Here is a 17950-nt window from a genome sequence, read left to right as displayed (position 1 = left end):
CGTGTGATGACAAGTAGGTTAACTCCGCACAAAGGTACTATTTATTAGAGAAAAAGCTATACCTCCAAGGCAACCGCATCAAATCTTTAGTAGCTTTTTGAGATAGTCTATATTCAGAACAGCTTTGAACAACCTCTTCCGCAAGGATAGTTTGTCTTTGTGGCCAGATACAATGGCTAAAGCAAACTTTCTCAACGTGTTTAAATTCGTAGCAAAGTAGTCCTTGCGGGCTCGGCAAGCATCTTTCCTAAAGGTTACATCCAGATGCCAATGAAGCCGACTCTCAAGCCCCAATACCCTCGAATATATTGTCCAATTAACTGACCCTCTTCAGAAGGTAAACTGCTGATACAATACCGCTTATCTAAGCGTGTTTCTCCGTCTGAGCGACTAATCTCACGCTTCTTCTTCAAAACAAACCCATATTGATTTACAGTAGGTTGTAATTGTATGGTACAAATATGATTGCTGAAATCGATTACAAACAATCGGTTATATTGTCTTTATTGCTCTGCTTTTTCAAGTTGTATTCGAGCTGTGAGTTCTTCTTGGTATGTGGTCATAAACTTGTTTAAGTCCATAAAAGCATACCCAACCAAACGATAGAACAGATTCTTGTATTCTATCTTTTCTGTTGCAGTGAATAGAGTTTTACCTCCTTCCATTGGTCCGAATGTTGCCTGCCATTCTCCTGTAAACATTTTACTATCCATCTCAAAACTGTAGAAAGAGTGTGGTCTCTTCTCAAGTGTCTTGAATCGGATAGTTACGCCATTGGCAGTCTCTTCCCATTCTTCAATACCCCCTTGGGTACGGATGATATCCAAATCATCCAAAGAACTTCTGTAATGCCATTCTTGATTGTTGGTCACGATAGCAAAAACGACATCAACAGGAGCATTCAAAATACACTGCTTTGTCTCCGTTCTGATTCTTGGAAGGAGTGCTCCTATGAGCACGATAACCAATACAAGCAACAAAAGACTGCTCAATGTTATGTACAACACATTCTTCACGTTCTATTTGATTATTACCCACTTTCCAGCCTTTGTAGAGCCTTCGTGCTTGATGATTCCCAATTTGGTCATATTCTTAATATGATATTTAATTCCGTCAAGAGTAATACCGATAGATTGAGCCAACTCCTTTTGAGTAATTTCAGGCTTTGCCTGAATAGCTGCTAAAATCCTTTCTTGGGTAGTTTCTTGGGTAGTTTCTTGGGTAGTTTCTTGGGCTTTTCTTGGATGTTTCTTGGATGTATCTCCTCCAAAGCCTTCTTCAAAATACTTTTGAGAGACGTTCTCAACTACTCGAAAAGCTGTAATCAATGAAAAATCAAAAGAGGCTTGCCCGTTACCGTTTTCTTCCAACTCCTTCTGAACTCGGTAGACTCCACGGCTGAATCGGTTTACATAGCCCAAGAGTTTCATTGCTTCGGCAATAAAGGGATTCCGATAATCACTCACATTGGGGAAATTATCGGGACTGACCTTGCCGTACAATCCGCCTGGGTTTTGAATCTCGATGCGGTCGTCGTACTCATAAAACTGAATAGGTGCATTCCCTTCGTAATCCCTGTGCATAATGGCATTCATCAACAACTCTCGAGTACCCCAGTATACGAGAGAAAAGCATTTTAAGAAAAAATGATTTTAAAATCTTCTACAAGGCCATTGGCTGATCATAAACCTCTTTGAGTTTGTCAAACACACCTTTAAATCCTTCAAAACAAACGTGGTCAAAGGGAGGCATTTTGCCTAAAACATTCATAGCAAATTCATTTTTTGTCAAGGCGATGTTGCTGGAGCCATCTGTTACCCCAGAATCTATAATCTTATTATTATCATTACTCAAGTATTTTCTTACTTTATCTGCGTTTTCAATACTGATATCCATGTTAGAGATTAAACGTCCTCTTTCATTAAATTCAGACGTTAAGTATAATCTTCGATTATTAGAATCTAACTTACATATGTCTGAATCCTGATACAATAATTCCACGGAGATGCCTGAATGTGTAGATCTGTGCGTCGGCTTGGGTATAGATAAGGCGTATACATTGTTTTTTAAATGCAGGAAACTCTCTTTTGAATACTTCTTACCATTTGCTTCATCACAATCAAAAATTCCTATTATTTTCCTGCTATGTCTTACTTTTGACATATTTCTAAGTAGTGATTCCAAATGGGAATCACTCATCTCTATCTCATCTTCATATTCCCAAAAAGAGATATCTAAATCAAGGTATTCACCTGAATTTTGAAAGTATTGTAGTGCAGACTTAAAATGCTTCCAGTCTGTTTTTCCTTCAGTAATTATTAAAGGCTTTGTGTCCTCTTTAACTTTATCCTCCAGAGTTTTTAAATTAGCATTTAATTCATCAAACCCTTTTGTAAAGATATTATATGCTGACACTATTTCAGAGAAATCATTCTCAACAATACATTCTCCTGATGGAAGATTTATCAACTGGTAATCTTCTTTATAGACCTCTTTCATTCCTAGAAGAAAGAATGGAGAATGACTTGTAACTATAAATTGTACATTGGGGAATAACTTCATTAATTGGGGGAGTACATTTTTTGCATAGTCAATATGTAAATTCAAATCAACCTCATCAATTATAACAATCCCTTTTACTTGGTTCAAATCGGTCGTGCCGTCTCTGTTGATAGAATCAAAATCTTTCAATAAGGCTCCAAAAATTGATAGCAGCAAAGCCTCTCCTGACGATAAATGGTTAAAAGTAGGAGCCACTTCAATTTCTTCTGAACTATCGGCAAATTTTATCAAAACAGATATTTTTCGTCCTCTTTCTTTACTTGAGACCCCAATTCGTGCATCTTTTATTTTATTGTCCTTACTTCTATAGATTATGGATATAATTCGATTTAATAAACCTAAAATTACGTTATTTTTTCCTTGATATCCTAGAGGAATAGGAAGCGGGAAAGGAATATATTCCCCTTTTTCATTTTTTAAAAACAGATTACCAGCAGTTTGATTGTTTTGTTCGTACAAGAGCTGATCAAGCACAACATCTAGTATCCAAGACTCTATTTCATTTAAAATATTAGTCTTTATTGTGTTCTTACTGCTTTTTCCAACATAACCATCTTCCTTTTCAAAGGAAATTGTTATGTTCTGGTTTAACCAAGCCGGCTCATAATATCTGTGTACAGGAAAATACATCAGAATATTACTATCGAATTCCTTCTCAAATGATGGGCTAACTTTTTTATAAAAACCAGTTTCTTTAAACCTATCCTGATCTATTTCCAAATCAATATGTTTTGATGGGTCATATTGATCGGTTTTAAAATAATCATGATTAATTGTCATACAGTCAGCATAGGAATAAAGTTTTCCATCATTATTGTAGCGAATTTTGGCATAAGCATAGTTTGAACCGCTTTTTATATATGTCTTACTTCCTAATTTATAGTATTTGTTTTGTGAAACCTCTTTTAACTCGGTGTATTTATCTCTCTTAAATTCAACAATAGAATCGACAATATTTGACAACAGAAGAGTTTTGCCACTTCCATTTTTACCAACTAAAACAATAGGTTTAGGCTGACCTTGTAAATTTAATTCTGGTTTAACAATTAAACTATTAATGCAACCATAATTCTCAATAAAAATTTCTTCTATATGCATACTAAATTTATTTTAATCCACAATCACATTTCTTATCTATTTTTAAAAACTGAATAGACACAAGATTAAAAAAGGAGCATGTTCGAATAGTCTTTTACCAAACAACCATGTACTTTTATTATCAGATAAAGTACACTGAAAAACACTAATCATTTTCTCAAATATCCCCATACAAGCTTTATTATGAGTATAAATAATGTGTTGATTTAATAGGTTTATCCATCGCGTTCAATGTTCTTTTGATAGCGCAAAGATATGAAATGAAATAGCATAGAAAAAGGGAATGAGAATTTTTTTTCATCCCCTTAAACCTTTTAATGGGTGTAGAAGAGAAGCATTTATTTTCGTTGTTTTATGGATTCTGCTTGCTTATGAAGTTCATTTGCTTGCGATGTGTTCAGGCGGGCTTGCTCTGTCTTTTCTGCCTGTTCTTTAACTAATCGTTCGTAAGTTTCCACTTCTTCTCGGATAAGTGCAATTTGCTGTTCGTCTCTCTGATAGGTGAAGAGCGTTTCCAAATTCATTAGCTTTTCCTGATTAACTTCCCCATACATTTTGATGTAGCGATACTTCAAATCATTATCCGATAGTTGACCGTTTTGTCGCATTTGCCTGAAGTTTCCAACCAGAGAAAACAAAAGAACAAGCCCCATACTGCAAAGAGTGATAACCGTTTTACTGTTCTTAAAGTCAAGACTAAGAATATGTTCTTTACGGATGACAGTACGACTCTCTTTGCCTATCTCATCAATTTTCGCCTCGATGGCTTGTAGAGTCTCTCTTTTCTCTGAATTCCATCCATCCAGCTTCTCAAAGACTGTTTCCAGTCCTGCCACTACACTCTTGGTAAGTATTTCTTCCAAGACCCTGATTTGTTCGGGAGAAAATACCTCTTGCTTTGAAAGTGTATTCATCCTCTCAAAAAGTTCTTCGATTCTACTCAAATCGATTGTTTGTTGTTCAGATCTTCCCTTTAAGAAGGAAGCGATTTCCGTAAGACTTTGCTTCAATTCCTCAAACAGAGCATATACGGCCGAAGTATCCATTCTATCTGTATTCATATACTTTTTATTTTTTGATTAAACATTAGTGCAGCACCCTGTGGATTCTAATTTTGCTTTTAGCTGCCAACTTTCTGGCTTTCAAAGCCTGAATGTATTCGGCAAGCGTTGCATCATAATGAGGGCTATTAAAAAGTGAGAAAATGCTGAGTTGCCCGATAAGAGAATCAAGAGCATCCATCACACCTCCTGTTTCCAATGTTTTGAATTCTTGTTTTTCTGCCACTTGCAGTGCTTGATAGGCATTATCTTTAATCTGCCTGTCAATCTTTGAGAAGCTACATTCTCTATCTATATGGGAGCCTGAAATCCGATTACCATCTTTCTCAAAAATGATGCCTTGAATCTTATCTGTATTGCCATTCATTTTGAATTCCAAGCCTATACCTGATTGCTTTAGGGTTGCTTGCAACTGTCTCCACGTCAAACTTTGAGGAATAGCTTTTTTGAGAGCATCGTAAATCTCATATTTGGTTTTGTCGTTCCCTTTCAGCCGTTCACGCTTGACATTCTCTTTCCCAGAAGCAATATATAATCCGTATTTCTTGGTCAGTTCCATGCAGACCTTTGTGCTACGTAGCTTTTCATTTTGATCCGAAACTCTTCGACCATCGTTATCAATACGATTGATTACCATGTGTATGTGTGGATGGTCTGTATCGTGATGACGAGCAATAAGATACTGTGTATTGGAATATCCCATTTTCTGTAAATATTCCTGTGCCACCTTGACCATAAAAGCATCCGTTAAACGCCCTTTATCTTGGGCTGAGAAATCCAAAGAGATGTGGGCTACAGGTTTCGTAATCTTGGGATTGAGTTTACTTTGAGTAACAAAGCTTCGGATTATAGCTTCTCTATCTTTTAGACGAATACCTTCTGCCTGCAAAAGCTGGGCACGCTCTTTCCCTAAAACATAGTTTATCACCCCTCGAAATCCTCTCCCCTGAACAATCTTAGCAATCATCTTCGATTCGTTTTATGATGTTGTCCAATCTCTCAGTCATCGCAAGGTTGTCTTGATAGACTCGTGTGTATCCCATAGCATTGGCTTTGTGAGCAATCTGATTAACATTATTGGCCATTCCACTTAGCTGACGAAGGTGATTCATCAATTCGGGAGATAGCCTCTGCCTGACGATACTCGCAGCGATACAACGACGGATGTATTCACTTCGAGTAATCCCAGCAAGCCGCGCTTTAGCTTTGAGAGAGTAGAACTCCTCGGTTGCCATTTTCAGTGTAACCTTATATTTCTTCTTTTCTACTGGTCGTTTGGGTGGGCGACCATTCGTATTGCGATTTTCTATTGTTTTCATTGCCGTATTTGTTTTTTGATTTATGAATAGACCAACGGGATGAGTCAATCCTCGAAGAGCAAGGTTTTGGTCTGACCAAAACACAAACTTGCTCCTCTAATAAGCAAAGGGCTTGACTCCATACCCATTCATCGTTTGAGTCCCCGACTTTTCATTCTCGGAGGAGAAATGAGTTCTTGATTTTTTCGACAGAGAAAATCATTCAAGTCTTTATGCTCCCCATAGAGGCTGGAGCAATCATTAATACGAAGATTCATTCTCCAAAGCACTTCAAGCGTTTTCTTTCCTGCTGCATCGTTATCGAGATAAGCGTTAACAATGGCATATTTCGAGAGTAAGGAATGAACCTTTTGGAGATTGTTTACAGAGTTCAGTACAATCGCAGATTCAGTATTTCTGTCAGGATAAAGGGTACAAAAACTCAAGTAATCTATAAATCCTTCAAAGAGATTTACAGTGTCCGTATTTCGATCAAAGGAGGAGACACTGGAAGGAGGTAAACAGCCTTTGAAATAGAGATTACGAATAGCATAACCTCCCAAGTCGTTGGGCATTCCGATAGCGTAATAAGTACGCCCTTTTACTTGATAGTGAACCTCACGACAGTACCGTTTCGCCACAGAACAATCAATCTTACGGTCTTGCAGATATCTCAGCAAATTAGGATGATGCAAAGAGACGGCTTCGATTATTTTCATCTCTTCGCGCCCCTCTACCTGTCGGTCAAAGTCGTTCTGCGTAAGAGGGCTAATCTCTACACGGTTTTCTAACAGTCCAATTGTTTGAGACAGTGTGCAGCCATGTAGTTTCATTACCAAATCAATTATGCTGCCACCTTCTCTTCCTCCAAAGTCATACCAGAGGTTTGTCCTATAATCAACCTTGAAACTTGGGCAACTCTCTTCTCGAAAAGGACTTCTATACATTCCATAACTTGTATATTCCTTCACTGGGTAATGGCCTTTATTAGCCAAATAATCCTTCAGAGATAAGGATTTTATATGTTCAATATTCATCATGTTTTTCTAAGTTTTGGAGATTCTCCTTACTACATGAATATGGATGGATAACTCATTCACGGTGAAAAGAAAAAGAGTCGTAACCTGTTTTCTTGTAGTAGTATCATCTGGTGTGAGTAGTAACTCTGTCGTAAGACAGATTATAAGACCATACTACACGATCAATCGTTTTTCTTTCACTGGATTAAATCCTCTTGTAGTAAGTAGTAACTGTAATTTATCAATAGGTCAAAAGGAACTCACGAACGGATTCGGAAAGACTTTCCTGATATGATAGACATACATAGGGTTACCTCCTATCCGTCGGGACTTTCGTTCAAATCCTGCTTTGCGCAGAGCTTCTCCCATTCGTTTTTCGGAGAGGTTCAGCGTAGTATATCCACGCAAATAATTCAGGACTTCCGAAGTGGTCATATAAGACTCTTCCGTAGGACTTGGTTTCTCAAAGCCTTTGAGCAACATTTCGTATTCGACTGTCTGCACATGAAAGCCTTCGCTCTCTCGGTGCAACTCTGCAATCTCAGCATCATCAAACCAGTACCGATACCCACTTTTCCAATACCACCAAGCCTCCGAATAAACCTTATTGATATCAACCTGTTTAGCAGCTTCTATGTCAATAGCTTCTACCTCAAAAGGAAGAAATCGGCGGCTACCCGTCGGATCTGTAAGAAAGTCATTACCGTTTACCGAAGCCATAAAACTGGCTAAGTGAGGATACTCTTCGATGTACGTATCGTATGGTCTGCGATACTTAACCCGTGGAGTTGTGATGAGATTCTTCAACTCATTTTCGTCTCTTTTGTTGAGGGCTTTGAGTTGGTCGTCGATATTGATAAACAGGTATTCGGCTATAAGGGTCTGCATATCCTTGTTTTGAGGGTCAATAGTACCTGTAAACAAATATGCTTTCAGCTCTACGGGACAAAGCAAGTCTAAGAAAGTTGTCTTGAACTTACCCTGCTCTCCCGTCAAAACCAGACAGGTGTGATTGCGACAGAACAAATCATCCATCGCATTCGCCACCACTGCAATAAGCCATTTGGTCAAGTAGGTTTGCCACTTCTCAGGATTCCGAACCGTTACGCACGAAGCCAAGTGAATAATCTCCGAATCCTCTCCCTCGTTCCACTTCGATAGTTTTTGGAAATACTCCTGTACAGGATTGATACGCGGGCAGAAATCACTTTCCAATATCGCTCGTATATTCTCTGCCGAGGTACTGATACCTTGTGAAGAATCCAATAGCCGTCGCATGGAGTTGATGTCGAATTTACCGAGTGGGTAGAAAGGTTCATCTTTATTCGAGCGTCGAAACTCCGTGCGACTTTTTACAGTATTGAATCGAAATTCATAGTGTTCCCTTAGAAAGGACTCTATCCGTTCATTCTTGGATTTCTTCCCTTCTGGTCGTTCATCCATTTCTTCTTTCATCGTTGAATAGATATTAGAAATGAGAGAGCTTGTCCTTCTTTTCAGAGATAAAGAGCTTTGAGTCTTCGGCAAGTTCTCGCACCGTTTTTCTACGACCATTGGCTATCCATTCGAGCAACTCGTCCTCGAAGAAGTAGAGTTGCTTTCCATTCTTGTAGCAAGGGAGTAAACGCTTACGCACAAGCGTATAAATTGTAGGCTTGGCCTTCCCGATGATTTTACACGCTTCATCTATCCCGATAGGAATACGTTTTGGAGAAATAACTGCATCTTGCCCTTTCTCGACCAATGCTTTGATCTCAGCTACTTCGTTCACTAAGTGAGCTACCGCCTTGGGTAGATTCTCAAAAGAAATTTCGTTGTTGTCCATGTCTATACTATTTTGAGTTTAACATGGCACAAATGAATAAAGTGTTTTCTCTGTGATTCAAAACACGGAGAAAACACTACAAAAACACTATGATTGGTGCGTTTTAATAACTTTCTTAAACTAACAAAACAATAAAATCATCTAATGAGCAATTGAACGAGGATACGAGATTATGAATAAGAGGGAGATATTCATTTCTGCTTTAAGCCAACGCTTATCAAGGAAAGGTATAAAGCTTTTAATTTAAAGCTTAGGAGTTTTTCTCTAAAACCGACAAAGCTTTTTTGTAAAATTCCAATGTTTTATTTTATAAATTAAATATCTTTGCAGCGGAGAACTAAAAAGCCTTTGACTGAAGCTAACACCTCCAGCTCTGACAGAGGAAATATAAGGAGGAGAATGTAGGAATTATGACAAATAAACCGTTACAATTCATTCTTGTAGAGCGTAAACTAAATGTTGGTAAGAATGCAGGAAAGATAGTTCAAATCGCTCAACCTACAGGTAGGAGTCGTGTAAGTTTCCGCAATTTCTGTGAGCGTGTAGCTAAGTCTACAACTTTTAATCGTCAGGAAGTGGAGGCTGTATTAAACTATGCTACCGAGATAGCAAAAGACATAGTATCTAATGGTGATATTGTGGATTTTGGCGATTTGGGAACATTGAAACCTTCATTCAAGAGTAGAGCTGTTCCACAAGGTGAAAAATTTAACGCGAATGTACACATTGAGAAGCCTGTTGTTCGCCTCAGCCCTTCAAAAAAGTACTTTACGCTCACCGATGTAAGCTATGAACAGACAACTGCCAAGCCAAAGAAGGGAGCAAAACCTGCCCCAAAGCCTGATGCAGGGAGTGGAGAGGATAGCGGTGAGGGCATATAATGGTTAAACAAGGGTACACCCAACTGCAGAAATTTTTGCAATAGAGTAGAGAGTTTGCTTTTTGTTTGAGCAAACTCTTTTTTTATAGATTTTTCTGAATCTTGATTAGCCCTTTTTGTTCATCGTCTTTGAGGTGGCTTTTGATGGTGTCGGGCTCAACGTCTTTTAATGCATCGGCAAAAACAAGCTTGAGGAAAAGAGCAACCTCGTCTTGTTTGCCGATACTAAAATGTTTCCAAATATTCCAGCCGAAATGATATAGGTCTAAAGAAGCAAGCTTTGCTACCCTGACGGGTTGAGGGTTTTGTAAGATATTTCCTTCTGAATAAGCTGTAATGTGTTGACAAAGTTGTATCAAATCGTCATCAGAGACATAAGGGGCAAATTCATGCTGTGTATAGGAGATGGCTATCTCCAACTTCTCTTTTGATTTATCGCTTTGTTTACGCTGTTGGCTAACTCGTATCTCCTGAATAAATTCAGTCTCTATACTCTTTTTGTCCCAATTCTGCTCAACTTCTCTCTTTTTTCGAAGTGATGATGGAGAATACTTGTGAGGGAAAAACTTCTTCACAATAGCGGTGAGCAAGCCGTCAATCAGAAGCATCAGGGCTGAATAGAGAATGATACCTACACCTGTAACAATCCAGAAAATTACGGTTGCAGTAAATTCGTCAACTTCAGCCGAGACAAAAACAAATCTCACAATTATACCAATTAAGGCACACGCCAGCAAGACGGATAAATAAACAATTATATATTCAAAGTACTTAGACTGCATCTTTATTCATTTTTGTGAGGTTATTCCTGAGTCTTTGTCTCTATCGTATCCAATTTTATGGCTTGTGCCGCCTTGTTTTTCTTTTCATCGACCACCTTTGCATAGATTTGCGTTGTCTTCACATTCGTATGTCCCAGCATCTTGCTTACGGTATAAATGTCTGTACCGCTGGCAAGTTGTAGAGTCGCGTAGGAGTGGCGGAAGCAATGAAAGCTTATGGACTTTTTGATGCCTGCAGCCTCTATCCAACGCTTTAGGGGTTTAGAAATCCATGACGGATTAGGCAGGTCTTCAAAAACCAATTGTTCTGGCAATCTTCGTTCTCCACATAGTTGTAAGGCTTGTTCCGAAATAGGCATATACTCCACCCCCTTGGTCTTCTTTTGAGTGAAATGTAACCTCGGCTGTTCTCCATCCATGTTAATCTCTTTCCACTTTAGTTTCTGAATATCACAGTGGCGTAATCCTGTCAGAGCAGAGAAAAGAGCTGCCCGTTTCATCACCTCACGATCACAAGGGGTTGAAGCAAGCGTATTTAACTCCTCTACGGTAAGGTATTCACGGCGAGACTCCTGTTCCTGAATACCTTTTATTTTGGCGGATATATCAACGATTAGGTAACCATCTATAAATGCCTGTTTAAGAGCTGCCTTGAAAATAGAAAAATAAGTGGATGCCGTATTGTGAGAAATAGTACCACATTTATTCCCTCCACGAGGAGCTGTCAAAAGGAAACGTTTGTACTCTTCGGCAAAAGCATTGTCGATTTTGAAAAACGGCAAATTTTCTCCCGCATACATTTTAAGAAAATCCAGAGCTCTCTTCCAATTGACAAGAATAGAAGTGGAGCTATTTTTGTGTCGTTTATACATCGCCTCTCGAAAATAAGCAATGAAATTTTGTTGTAAACGTTCCTTTTGCTCCGCCTGTGCCGTATCTGCATCGCTGTACAAATCGGCATTATCGTATTCTCTTTGACGGAGCTTTCGCACCTCATCGGCATAAATACAAGCTTCTTGATCGACCTCGCTTTTGCACTGTATCACTCCATTCAAATCTCGCTTGGGTTTGTACGATTTGCTCGAAGATGTTGTCCGTGCAGTCCGAGTTTTATCCCAGACTACCGTAGTTACTATGCGGTTGAGATACTCACGGACACGTTGTGGCTCGGATTTACCCGCAGTGTAGACTGGGTAACTCTCAATGTAGAGATACCACTCATTACGATATGCACTCTTGCGAAGTCGCACAGTTACTTTCGTGTTATGTAATTCTTTTCTCATGTGTATCTAAGGTTATTTGTACAGTTGGTCTATCTCTGACTTTGGGGCATAGACATAATTGCCAATCTGCCTTATAGGAATGGAAAATTTCCTAATATGCTTATATACCGTGCCTTCCGTAACACCAAACTTGGCTGTTATTTCACCGATCGTGTAACAATACTCTGGCTCAAGATTGTAAAGTTTAGACTCATTTCTTGTTCTCTGCTTTTGTTCATCAACAGGCCTCAGATTAAAGTTGCGTTCTAAATCCTCTCTACAGATGCGAGTCATCCTTTTTCCCAAGTTATAACTTCGGAGAGCCTTACTTCTGACGAGTCGATATAGTGTATCTCTGCAAACGTCGTATAGAGCAATAGCATCGGAGATAGAGAGGTAGGGTTGATCCTTGGGAACCTTTGCAGCCCTCTCTCGTCGTAGCTCTTCCAACTTTTCCTCTCGCTTCTTTTCTGAATACGCAGACCTTGAGCATTGTATAGAACAATATCTCGATGTGATTGTCTTGGCAAGAAAGGTCTTCCCACACAATTCACACTTTCGCTCAATCTGAAATTTTGCAGCTGGCATACGATTTTCGTATCTATCTGATAATCAAATTATGTTTTTATTTAAGTCGCACTTTATACACTAATAAGTCGCGGCACAAATATGGTACAAATATACGACTAAAATCGATAGAAAACGAAGAAATACGAGAAGCTACAGAAAATAAAAATAGCAGTAAGTTGTTATCTTACTGCTATTTACTATTTATTTGATGCTCTTTTATGAGCGTAATTACTTCACTTCTTCAAAGTCTGCATCCGAGATATCTTCGCCCTTATTAGCGGAGGTGTTGGCTCCTGGGTTAGGACCTGCGGCACCTGCTTCGGGACCTGCACCAGTGTTCTTGTACATCTCTTCGCTGGCAGCATGGAAAGCTGTGTTCAACTCTTCCATAGCTTTGTCGATAGCTGCAATATCCTCGCTCTTATGAGCATCTTTGAGCTTCTGAAGAGCCGCTTCGATAGGCGCTTTCTTGTCGGCTGGGAGCTTATCACCAAGGTCGTTGAGCTGTTTTTCGGTTTGGAAAATCATGCTATCGGCTTGGTTTATCTTCTCGATGCGCTCTTTGGTCTGCTTGTCGGCATCGGCATTGGCCTGAGCATCGGCTTTCATACGAGCAATTTCTTCTTCGCTCAAACCGCTGGAAGCCTCAATACGGATCTTCTGCTCCTTACCCGTAGCCTTATCGACTGCCGAAACGTTGAGAATACCATTGGCATCGATATCGAATGTTACTTCGATTTGAGGTACTCCACGAGGCGCAGGAGTAATACCATCGAGGTTGAAGCGGCCGATACTCTTATTATCCTTAGCCATAGAACGCTCTCCCTGCAATACGTGGATTTCTACCGAAGGCTGATTGTCTGCCGCTGTACTAAACACCTGACTCTTCTTGGTAGGAATAGTTGTATTTGCTTCGATGAGGTGTGTCATGACACCACCCAAAGTTTCCAAACCAAGAGATAGAGGAGTAACGTCGAGGAGCAATACGTCCTTCACTTCACCTGTCAATACCCCACCTTGGATAGCAGCACCGATAGCCACAACTTCGTCAGGGTTAACGCCCTTAGAAGGAGCCTTGCCGAATATCTTTTGTACCTTCTCTTGGATGGCAGGGATACGGGTAGAACCACCTACAAGAATTACTTCATCGATTTGAGAAGCCGAAAGACCTGCATCTTTGAGAGCTTGCATACAAGGAGCCTCACACGCTTGGATGAGGCGGTCTGCCAACTGCTCAAACTTAGCCTTTGTAAGGGTCTTCACCAAGTGCTTAGGAATACCGTTAACAGGCATAATATAAGGCAAGTTGATATCTGTGCTGTTAGAGCTTGAAAGCTCAATCTTTGCCTTTTCGGCAGCCTCTTTCAAACGTTGGAGAGCCATTGGGTCTTGGCGGAGGTCTATACCCTCATCAGCCTTGAACTCTTCTGCCAACCAGTCGATAATTACGTGGTCGAAATCATCACCTCCCAAGTGGGTATCTCCATTGGTAGACTTTACTTCAAAAACTCCATCGCCCAACTCCAAGATTGAGATATCGAAAGTACCTCCCCCTAAGTCGAACACGGCAATCTTCATATCCTTGTTAGCCTTATCAAGACCATAAGCCAATGAGGCAGCTGTAGGTTCGTTTACGATACGACGCACCTTGAGACCTGCAATCTCCCCTGCTTCTTTTGTTGCCTGACGTTGAGAGTCGTTAAAGTAAGCAGGTACGGTAATAACTGCTTCGGTTACTTCTTGACCTAAATAATCTTCGGCTGTTTTCTTCATCTTTTGGAGAATCATTGCCGAGATTTCCTGTGGTGTGTAGAGGCGACCATCGATGTCTACACGAGGAGTATTGTTGTCTCCCTTTGCAATTTTGAAGGGCACACGGTCTATCTCCTTGGCAGCTTGGTCATAGGTCTCTCCCATGAAACGCTTAATAGAGTAGATGGTCTTAGTTGGATTGGTAATAGCTTGACGCTTGGCTGGGTCGCCCACCTTACGCTCTCCACCCTCTACAAAAGCGACAATCGAGGGAGTGGTTCGTTTTCCTTCACTGTTTGCGATAACAATAGGTTCATTTCCCTCAAGTACAGATACGCATGAGTTCGTTGTTCCTAAATCGATTCCGATAATCTTTGACATAATATATTTTCCTTTCTTTTATTTTCCTATTTAATTCCTTACTCTAAAAAAGAGTTCAGAAAAACTTACATCTGAGAAAATACAACTACCGTGCCAAAGTAGACCTACTCCATCCTCTAAAAGGATTTGAGAAAAAAAGATGTACCCTTGTCGCAAAGCGAAGCAATAACAAGGAGAAGAAAATTGAACAGAGAAAAAGAAAGCCCTACCTTAATGTATAGATCGTGCAAAAAAATCCTTCTATTTTCGAGACTACTGGCTTGATGTAACAACCACTACACAATTATCGAAAGGCTAATTGGGTTACACACTCAAACATCAAGGATAATCGGGAAACTCTTCTCTACACTTCTCTCTTAGCTGCTATCCTCCTATCTAAAAGTTCTAAGAGTTCTTGTCCAAACTTCTTTTTCACCTTAGCAAATCTCTATATTCAGATTGCGTATATATATTTTCAGATTGCATATACATATATTTAGATTGAATATATATATTTGCAATCTGCATATAGAGTTTTTTTTCGAAGCTTATCAAGTTTATAGTACGGAGTAAAAACTTTTTTCTACAATACCTAATCAATTAGTTTATAGCACATTTCAGACTCTCCATGAAGAATTAACCATGCTCTTATACCTTTCTATACTGTAATACTCAGAAGAAAAATCGAAAAAATCTCTCCAATTAGCTCTTTTCTTCCCTAAAGTTTCATCAAACAATCGCAACAACTCAACTTTTGGAAAGACGAGGAGAGAGGTCATTTTGTCCGATACCAAAGAAAGCTCTTTACAGAAGCTATCTTCTCTCTTTGGCAAAGTGTAGCTAAGCTCAATTATTCATGTATCTTTGCAGCATATGAAATATTAACCTAAAGAACAGAGACAATGATTAACAAGTTTTTCTGCATTATCATGGGGGGAGGCATAGGAAGTCGTTTCTGGCCTGTTAGTAGAAAGGATAAGCCCAAACAGTTTTTAGATTTCTTTGGAACAGGGAAAACCCTTTTACAACAAACGTATCAGCGTGTAGCCTCTTTCGTGCCGAAAGAGAACATATATATAGTAACCAACGAGGTGTATATCGAGGAGACTTTGCGCCAACTGCCCGATTTGAAAGAGGAACAGGTTTTAGCCGAACCTATGCGTCGCAACACAGCCCCTTGTATTGCTTATGCCCTTTACCGCATTCGTTCTCGTTGTGCAGATGCCAACGTATTCGTTACCCCCTCAGATCATGTAATCCTCAACAACGCTCGTTTTAAGGAGTTAGCCCTAAAGTCGCTCCACTATGTACAAGATCATAATGCCCTTGTTACGCTGGGTATCATGCCACACAGAGCCGAGACAGGCTACGGTTATATCCAGATGGACGGCGATAATCAAGACGAGGGTTTTATAAAGGTTAAACTCTTTACCGAGAAACCGAACTTAGAAATGGCGGAAATCTTTGTAAAGAGCGGAGACTTTCTCTGGAACAGCGGTATGTTTGCTTGGAATATGCAGACAATTCTCTCCGCTTTCGCAACTCATGCGCCCGAGATAACCGAGATTTTATCTTCGAGAGAAGAGGTGTATGGAACCGAACTGGAAAAAGACTTTATAAAAGAGAACTTTGCCAACTGCCCCAACATATCGATAGACTATGCCATCATGGAAAAGGCCAAAAACGTGCGTGTGCTCCCTGGAGACTTCGGATGGGCAGACTTGGGTACGTGGGGGGCTGTACATGAGTTGGCAGAAAAGGATAACAACGGAAATGCTGCCCTTAACACGCGCTGTATCTTCTCCAAGGCAAGCGACAACGTGGTAAGCCTTTTCAACAAAGACCGTATAGTGGTAGTGCATGGCGTATCGAACTGTATCATAGCAGAGCACGACAATGTGCTCATGGTGTGTGATAAAGATGATGAGCAACGGGTCAAAGCTCTCATGACTTCTGCACAGCTACAATTTGGAGAGGAATATATCTAAATACCGAAAGAAGAGAGTCTTTGATACTCACATAAGCGAAAGTTACTATCGATGAAACAAAATGAACATCTACTTCAATTCATTTGGCATCAAAGGCTCTACCAATCTCTTTCTTTCTTCAACACAGAGGAGTATGAACGTCCCCACCCGATTGAGGTCTTGAACCCTGGAACGCCCAACCCTAACGCTGGACCTGATTTCTTCAATGCCAAAATAAGAATAGGTGCTATCGTATGGGCTGGAAATGTAGAGATACATCGTTACGCCTCTGAGTGGTACAAGCATCGGCATCATGAGGACCCTCTTTATGACAATACTATTTTACATGTAATCCTTGAGAATGATAAGCCTGTATATAGCAGAGTCAACGGCTTACCCATATTCTCTTGTATCATGACGTTATCAGAAAATCAGGTTAAACAAGCGACTTCTTTACAGGAAGAAAAAAGCTCTCGACTTCGTTGTGCTGGACAGCTACAGCTATTACCTCTGGCGGTCGAAAAGGATTGGAAAGAATATCTTTTCCATGAACGTATGCACCAAAAAGCAGAGAGAATAGAGCAAATATATGCTTCTACGGGAGAGGATATATCGGAGACCCTGCATATACTCATCATGCGTTATTGGGGCACCAAAGTAAATAACGATGCTTTTGAGGCAATAGCCCGCTCTCTTCCGATGCGTATTCTTCGCAAACATACCAATCGTTTAGATCAGTTGGAGGCTCTCTATCTGGGACAAGCAGGACTTTTAGAGGAATCCCCTGCCGACGAATACAATGCTCACTTGCAAGAGGAATACAGCTTTTTACGTGCTAAATATCAGCTAACCCCTATTTCTGCGCATCGATTGCGTTTATTACGCCTGCGCCCGAGCGTATTTCCTCACAGGCGTTTGGCACAAATGGCTAATCTACGCCATCGTTACCCTCTCTTAGAGAGTGTTTTTTCAGAACTCAAAGAGAGTAAGAGGGCTTTGGAGATTTTGTCTATACCCCCCTCTGAATACTGGCAAAAACACTATCGATTTGGAGAAAAAACCTCTCGCTCTATCGGTAAGACCTCTCGCTCTTCGAGTGATATTATGCTTATCAACGTGCTACTGCCCTATCGTCTATTCTTGGCTAAACAGCAAACTCTCTCTTGCTACACAGATGTCAAAAGGTGGGCAGAGCAGATACGTCCAGAAGAGAATAACATAACCAAGCTCTTTACAACGGAGGGAATAGATATTGCAAATGCTTTTGAGGGGCAAGCTATAATAGAGCTTTGGGAAAAGTATTGTTCTCTGCAGAAATGCAGCTCGTGTGCCTGGGGTAAACACCTAATCGCTTCCAATACTTGCACCTCTATCTAACACTTCTTTTTAGCTGACCCTCTATGGACAAATGCAACAAAAGCGAGAGCCACGTCGTTATCTACACGGGAGGTTATTATATTTTTGTCAGTAGTAGTTTTAGCCTCTTCATACTGTAATAAGAGGACTTTTTACTC

15 protein-coding genes and 2 pseudogenes are annotated in these 17950 nt (G+C 40.1%); 3 read left to right on the top strand and 14 right to left on the bottom strand.

Translation table 11 applies throughout. From position 1 onward, the window contains the following. Positions 1-78: 78 nt before the first annotated feature. From B5D06_RS01665 to B5D06_RS01620, 10 genes and pseudogenes are all read right to left on the bottom strand, one after another. Positions 79-404: pseudogene (locus B5D06_RS01665) on the bottom strand (ISAs1-like element ISPg6 family transposase); the annotation flags it as partial. A gap of 99 nt (positions 405-503) precedes the next feature. Next, on the bottom strand, positions 504-905 hold the full coding sequence (locus tag B5D06_RS01660) for an SRPBCC family protein (protein ID WP_078736405.1): 402 nt from the start codon (positions 903-905) through the stop codon (positions 504-506). Positions 906-1019: 114 nt separating this feature from the next. Next, a pseudogene (locus B5D06_RS01655) lies at positions 1020-1619 on the bottom strand (ATP-binding protein); the annotation flags it as partial. Positions 1620-1662: 43 nt separating this feature from the next. Next, on the bottom strand, positions 1663-3660 hold the full coding sequence (locus B5D06_RS01650) for an AAA family ATPase (protein ID WP_078736292.1): 1998 nt from the start codon (positions 3658-3660) through the stop codon (positions 1663-1665). 338 nt (positions 3661-3998) lie between these two features. Then, a complete protein-coding gene (locus tag B5D06_RS01645; RefSeq protein ID WP_184227868.1) occupies positions 3999-4721 on the bottom strand; it encodes a hypothetical protein in 723 nt (240 codons plus the stop codon). 25 nt (positions 4722-4746) lie between these two features. Next, the gene (locus B5D06_RS01640; protein WP_078736291.1) at positions 4747-5688 is read right to left on the bottom strand and encodes a relaxase/mobilization nuclease domain-containing protein; all 942 of its coding nucleotides are present in this window, start codon (positions 5686-5688) and stop codon (positions 4747-4749) included. Beyond that, positions 5678-6040, bottom strand: coding sequence for a MobC family plasmid mobilization relaxosome protein (locus B5D06_RS01635; RefSeq protein ID WP_039417173.1), 363 nt, complete (start codon positions 6038-6040; stop codon positions 5678-5680). Before B5D06_RS01635 ends, B5D06_RS01640 begins: the two co-directional genes overlap by 11 nt. Before the next feature lie 128 nt (positions 6041-6168). Continuing rightward, positions 6169-7059: a toprim domain-containing protein gene (locus B5D06_RS01630; RefSeq protein WP_234989538.1), complete on the bottom strand. Its 891-nt coding sequence runs from the start codon at positions 7057-7059 to the stop codon at positions 6169-6171. Between the two features lie 228 nt (positions 7060-7287). Next, positions 7288-8493, bottom strand: a complete 1206-nt coding sequence (locus B5D06_RS01625; protein ID WP_394364842.1) for a virulence-associated E family protein — start codon at positions 8491-8493, stop codon at positions 7288-7290. A 13-nt stretch (positions 8494-8506) separates the two neighbouring features. Next, positions 8507-8863 (bottom strand): helix-turn-helix domain-containing protein, encoded by a 357-nt coding sequence (locus B5D06_RS01620; RefSeq protein WP_078736290.1) that lies wholly within the window; start codon positions 8861-8863, stop codon positions 8507-8509. Between the two features lie 410 nt (positions 8864-9273). Here B5D06_RS01620 and B5D06_RS01615 point away from each other — a divergent pair, with 410 nt between their 5' ends. Then, positions 9274-9744, top strand: a complete 471-nt coding sequence (locus B5D06_RS01615) for an HU family DNA-binding protein (RefSeq protein ID WP_078736289.1) — start codon at positions 9274-9276, stop codon at positions 9742-9744. Between the two features lie 82 nt (positions 9745-9826). On the opposite strand, the gene B5D06_RS09035 is transcribed toward B5D06_RS01615, so the two are convergent. The 4 genes from B5D06_RS09035 to dnaK all read right to left on the bottom strand — a co-directional run bounded on the left by B5D06_RS09035 (position 9827) and on the right by dnaK (position 14490). Next, on the bottom strand, positions 9827-10450 hold the full coding sequence (locus B5D06_RS09035) for a mobilization protein (protein WP_234989537.1): 624 nt from the start codon (positions 10448-10450) through the stop codon (positions 9827-9829). A 95-nt stretch (positions 10451-10545) separates the two neighbouring features. Further along, on the bottom strand, positions 10546-11808 hold the full coding sequence (locus B5D06_RS01605) for a site-specific integrase (RefSeq protein ID WP_078736288.1): 1263 nt from the start codon (positions 11806-11808) through the stop codon (positions 10546-10548). Between the two features lie 12 nt (positions 11809-11820). Further along, entirely contained in the window at positions 11821-12375 is a 555-nt protein-coding gene (locus tag B5D06_RS01600) for a helix-turn-helix domain-containing protein (RefSeq protein ID WP_078736287.1), read from the bottom strand. A 210-nt stretch (positions 12376-12585) separates the two neighbouring features. Continuing rightward, complete coding sequence (gene dnaK, locus B5D06_RS01595) at positions 12586-14490, bottom strand: molecular chaperone DnaK (protein WP_078736286.1); 1905 nt, start codon at positions 14488-14490, stop codon at positions 12586-12588. Positions 14491-15371: 881 nt separating this feature from the next. On the opposite strand from dnaK, the gene B5D06_RS01590 reads away from it, so the two are divergent. Both B5D06_RS01590 and B5D06_RS01585 read left to right on the top strand, forming a co-directional pair. After that, the gene (locus tag B5D06_RS01590; protein WP_078736285.1) at positions 15372-16457 is read left to right on the top strand and encodes a mannose-1-phosphate guanylyltransferase; all 1086 of its coding nucleotides are present in this window, start codon (positions 15372-15374) and stop codon (positions 16455-16457) included. Between the two features lie 51 nt (positions 16458-16508). After that, complete coding sequence (locus B5D06_RS01585) at positions 16509-17813, top strand: DUF2851 family protein (protein WP_078736284.1); 1305 nt, start codon at positions 16509-16511, stop codon at positions 17811-17813. The last annotated feature ends 137 nt before the right edge of the window (positions 17814-17950 follow it).

It is taken from the genome of Porphyromonas circumdentaria, assembly GCF_900167105.1.
In the GTDB taxonomy this organism is placed as follows: Bacteria; Bacteroidota; Bacteroidia; order Bacteroidales; family Porphyromonadaceae; genus Porphyromonas; species Porphyromonas circumdentaria.
This window is presented reverse-complemented; position numbering and strand designations above follow the sequence as displayed.